The sequence below is a fragment of the Streptomyces nanshensis genome, from assembly GCF_001751255.1.
GTDB lineage: Bacteria > Actinomycetota > Actinomycetes > Streptomycetales > Streptomycetaceae > Streptomyces > Streptomyces nanshensis_A.
In genome coordinates this window covers 1-5,078 of record NZ_LJGW01000245.1, presented here as the reverse complement: position 1 = coordinate 5,078, position 5,078 = coordinate 1, and the positions used below count along the sequence as shown (strand labels likewise).

Genomic DNA, 5,078 nt, shown 5'->3' with positions numbered 1-5,078 from the left:
GCCTGGACGAGGACCAGGACATCGGCCGCGCGCCCGGAGCGGCACAGCACCCCGTCCACCGGTCCTGCGGCGGCGAGTTCGGCGGCGAGCGCGGCACGGTCGGTGCCCGGCAGCGACACCGGCGACGGCTCGTCGAACAGCGCGTGGATCGCGTCGGGGGCGCCAGCCGTGCCCTCGGCCGCGATCAGCCAGCGCCCGTGGACCTTACGGGCGCGTGCCGGGTCGGCCGACGGGGTCCAGCCCACGCGGTAGCGCCAGCCGTCCAGCGTGGCGTGCAGCGTGCTCTCGCGGCGCCAGCGCGCCAGGGCCGGCACCACGGTGTCCAGGCCCTCGTCGACGCCGAGTTGGCTGCCGAGCTGTTCGAGGTCGGCGCGCTCCACGGCGTCCCAGAACCGGGCGTCCGCCTCGGACTGCGGGGCGGCGTCGGGAGCCGGCGTCAGCCAGTAGTGCTCGCGCTGGAACGCGTAGGTCGGCAGCGGGAGCCGTTCCCGCGAGGTCAGTACGGTTCGCAGGTCCGCCGGCAGTCCCGCGGTGTGCGCCTCCAGAAGCGAGAGCAGGGCGCGGTCGAGACCGCCGATGTCGCGGCGCAGCGTCCCGACGGGCACGCCTGTGGTGCCGCTCGCCTCCAGGGTCTGCTGGACGCCGACCGTCAGCATCGGGTGCGGGCTTGCCTCCACGAAGAACCTGAACCCGTCGGCGGCCAGCGCCTCGACGGCGTCCTGGAACAGCACGGTCTGCCGCAGGTTGCGGTACCAGTACTCGGCGTCGAGTTCGTGCCCGGCGAGCCGGGTCCCGGTCACCGTCGAGTACAGCGGTACGGCGCCGTCCCGCGGGGCGATGCCGGATATCTCCCGGAGCAGTTCGTCGCGGATCTCCGCCATGACCGGCGAGTGGGAGGGAAAGTCCATGTCGATCCGCCAGGCCCACACGCCGTCGGCCCGGCACTGCTTGGCGAAGGCGCGCAGCGCCTCCCGGTCGCCGGAGACCACCACGGAGTCCGGTCCGTTGACCGCGGCGAGCGCGAGCGAGTCGCCGCGTGCGGCGATGGCCTCCTCGGCACGCCGCGCGGACATGCCCACCGACAGGGAGCGGCCCCGGCCGGACAGCTTCACCAGCAGCCGGGAGCGTACGACCGCGACGCGGGCGGCGTCCTCCAGGCTCAGGGCGCCCGAGACGCAGGCGGCGGCCAGTTCGCCCTGGGAGTGGCCGGCCACGGCGTCGACGGGCACGCCCCACGACTGCCAGAGCCTGGCCAGGGAGACCATGACCGCGAACAGCGCGGGCTGCACCACGTCGACGCGGCTCAGCAGCTTCCCGTCCGGGTCGGTCACCGCTTCCAGGAGGTCCCAGTCGGCGAGCGGGGACATCGCCGCGGCGCACTCGCGCAGCGCGTCGGCGAAGACCGGTGACTCCGTCATCAAGTCGCGTGCCATGCCTGCCCACTGGCCGCCCTGGCCGGGGAACATCAGCACGGTGCCGCCGTCGCCGGCCACGCCCGAGACGGTGCCGAGCGGCGGGCGCTCGCCGGTGGCCAGGGCGTCCAGTCCGGCCAGCAGCGCGTCACGCCCGTCGGCCAGTACCGCGGCCCGGTGGTGGAAGAGTTCCCGGGTGGTGGCAAGCGACCAGGCCACCTCGTCCGGCCGGGCCCCGGGAGTGGCGCGCAGGAAGGTGCGCAGCCGCTCGGCCTGCGCGGTCAGCGCGGCGGGCGACTTGGCGGACAGCACCACCGGTGCGGAGCGCGCCGGCGCTTCCTGACCGGCCCGCTCACCGGAGGTGTCCGCGGCGTCGGCCCCTTCGGGCTCGCCGGACACCGGGCGGACGTCGTGTTCCAGCACCACGTGGGCGTTGGTGCCGCTCATGCCGAACGCGGAGACCGCCGCCCGGCGCGGCCGTTCCACGGCGGGCCAGGGCCGCGGTTCGGTGAGCAGCCGTACGTGCCCCTCACGCCAGTCGACCTCCTCGGTCGGGGCGGCGACGTGCAGGGTCTTGGGCATGAGGCCGTGCCGCATGGCGAGCACCGCCTTGATGACGCCGCCGACGCCGGCGGCGGCCTGGGTGTGGCCGATGTTGGACTTCAGCGATCCGAACCACAGCGGACGGCCGTTCTCGCGGCCCGCTCCGTAGACGTCGACGAGTGTCTGGGCCTCGATGGGGTCGCCGAGCGGGGTGGCCGTGCCGTGCGCCTCGACCATGTCGACCTGGTCGGGGGCCACGTGGGCGGCCCGCAGCGCGGCCTCGACGACCCGGCGCTGGGAGGGGCCGTTGGGCGCGGTGAGACCGTTGGAGGCGCCGTCCTGGTTGAGCGCGGTGCCGCGGACGAGAGCGAGGACGTCGTGCCCGTTGCGCCGGGCGTCCGAGAGCCGTTCCAGGGCGAGCATGCCGGCGCCCTCGGACCAGGCGGTGCCGTCGGCGTCCGAGGAGAACGCCTTGCAGCGGCCGTCGGGGGCGAGCGCGCGCTGCCTGCTGTACTCGCTGAAGACCATCGCGTTGGCGATGACGGCGACACCGCCGGCCAGTGCCAGGGTGGTCTCGCCGCGGCGCAGCGAGTCGCACGCCAGGTGGAGCGCGACCAGCGCGGACGAGCAGGCGGTGTCCACGGTGAGCGCGGGCCCTTCGAGGCCCAGGGCGTAGGAGATGCGGCCGGATGCGACGGCGGGCGCGCTGCCCGTCACCACGTGTCCCTCCACCTCCGCCGGTACGGCGGACGAGCCGGCTCCGTAGCTGTGCGCCGAGGCGCCGACCCATACACCGGTGGCACTGCCGCGCAGCGACGCCGGCACGATGCCGGCGGCCTCCACCGCCTCCCAGGAGGTCTCCAGCAGCAGCCGCTGCTGGGGGTCCATCGCCAGGGCCTCGCGCGGCGAGACACCGAAGAACGGGGCGTCGAACTCGGCGGCGCCGGCGAGGAATCCGCTCTCGCTGACGTAGCTCTTGCCGGGGGCCTCCGGGTCCGGGTCGAAGAGCGTGTCCAGCGGCCAGCCGCGGTCGGTGGGCATGGGCCCGATCGCGTCCACCTCACCGGTCAGCAGGTTCCACAGTTCCCCGGGCGAGTCGGCGCCGCCGGGGAACCGGCAGCTCATGCCGACGATCGCGATGGGTTCGGCCGCCCGGTCCCGCACCTCCTGAAGGTTCTGCTTGGCGGCGCGCAGATCGGCGGTGACCCGCTTGAGGTAGTCGCGGTACTTGTCTTCGTTCGCCATGAGGGCTGGCTCCTGGGTGCGGTGCTGGAGTGGGGGCGGGCTCGGTCCGCACGGGCCCGGCGGACCGGGCCCGTGCGGGGTCAGTCCATGCCCAGCTCCCGGTCGACGAGGGCGAAGATGTCGTCCTCGCTCTCACCGTCGAAGACGTCGTCGAGGTCGTCTTCCGCGGGCTGCGCCGCGCCGCCGTCACGGCCGTCGGTCCACCGCCACAGCAGGGCCTCCAGGCGGGCGGTGATCCGGCGCCGTTCTGCGTCGTCGGGTTCCTGCGCCGACAGCAGCTCGCCCAGCCGGTCGATCTCGGCGTGCAGGGGTGAGACCGCCTCGGCGGGCTCGATGAGTTCCAGCAGCCGGCCTGCGAGCGCGGCCGGCGTCGGGAAGTCGAACACCAGCGTGGCGGGGAGGGTGAGCCCGGTGATCTCCGTCAGCCTGGCGCGCAGTTCGACCGCGCCGAGCGAGTCCAGGCCGAGCGTGGTGAAGGCCTGGTCGGGCGCGACAGCGCCGGAGGAGCCGTAGCCGAGGACGGCCGCCGCGAGCTGCCGGACCGTGGCCAGCAGGCGGGCACGCCGGTCGGCCTCGGACAGGCCCGCGAGTTCGGCGGGCAGCGCGGCGGTCTCCCCGGCACCGGGGAGGTCCTCCTTGCCGGCCAGCCGTCGCAGCAGCGTCGGGAAGCCGGGCTGCGCGCTGCGGGAGCGCAGCGTGCGGAGGTTGAGCGGCGCGGCCAGGAGGAGCGCCGCGGTCTCCGCGGTGGTGGCGACGTCGAAGAGGCCCAGACCCTGCCGCGTGGGCAGCAGGCCGAGTCCCGCACGCTCCATGCGCCGGACGTCCGCGTCGGTGAGGCCGGCGGTCAGCTCGCTGCTCTCCTGCCACAGGCCCCAGGCCAGTGACACCGCCGGCAGGCCCGCGGCGTGGCGGCGCTGGGCGAGCGCGTCGAGGAAGGCGTTGGCCGCCGCGTAGTTGCCCTGGCCGGGCGCCCCGAGGACACCGGCGGCCGAGGAGAACAGAACGAAACCGGCGAGGTCGAGTCCGCGGGTCGCCTCGTGCAGCGCCCAGGCCGCGTCCGCCTTGGGCCGCAGGACGGTGGCCACGCGCTCCGGTGTCAGCGCGCCGATCACGCCGTCGTCGATCACGCCGGCGGCGTGTACGACGGCGGTCAGCGGATGCGTCCCGGACACCGAGGCGAGCGCCGACGCGAGGGCCTCCGCGTCGGTGACGTCGGCCGCGTGCACGTCGACCGCGGCTCCGAGTCCGGTCAGCTCCGCGCAGGCCTGTGCGGCGCCGGGGGCGTCCATGCCGCGCCGGCTGAGCAGCAGCAGCCGGCGCATGCCGCGGTCGGCGACCAGATGCCGGGCGATCCGCAGTCCGAGACCGCCGGTGCCGCCGGTGATCAGGACGGTGCCCTGCGGGTCCCAGTCGGCGGTGAGCGTCCGCACCCGGCACTCCTCCAGGCGGCTGTCCTCGCCGGGCCCGGGGTGCGGCAGTTCGGGGAGGTCCGTCAGGTCTTCCGGCAGCGCTCCGGGGGCGGCCGTCTCCGGGTCGGTGAACGCGGCGCCCACGCGGAGCAGCGTGTCCGGTACCGGTACGGCCCCCGGGCCGCCGCCTGCGTCGCCGGTTCCGGCACCGCGGGTGACGACCGTGCCGATACGGGCCTCGCCGAGCGTCTCGGCGAAGGTCCGCTCGAACTCCCCGGTCCGCGAGGAGGCCAGATGCGCGGCGTCCAGGCCGAGGGCCCGCAGTGTGTCGCGGGCGGCGGGCGGCGCGGTGGCGAAGACCTCGGTGCCACGGTGCCGGGCGAGCGCGACGACGGCCAGCTCGACGGGTGTGGCGGCGTCGTGCACCAGCAGGGGCTGTCCCCCGGGCGCCCGGGCCAGCACGCCGGCC

General features: G+C 75.3%; 2 protein-coding genes. Both read right to left on the bottom strand.

Annotated features, from left to right (window positions below; translation table 11 throughout):
* The coding region (locus tag AN218_RS14185) for a type I polyketide synthase (protein ID WP_070017210.1) at positions 1-3,200 on the bottom strand (3,200 nt) is incomplete at its 3' end.
* Positions 3,201-3,280: 80 nt separating this feature from the next.
* On the bottom strand, positions 3,281-5,078 hold a 1,798-nt coding region (locus AN218_RS14180; protein ID WP_141747577.1), incomplete at its 5' end, for an SDR family NAD(P)-dependent oxidoreductase.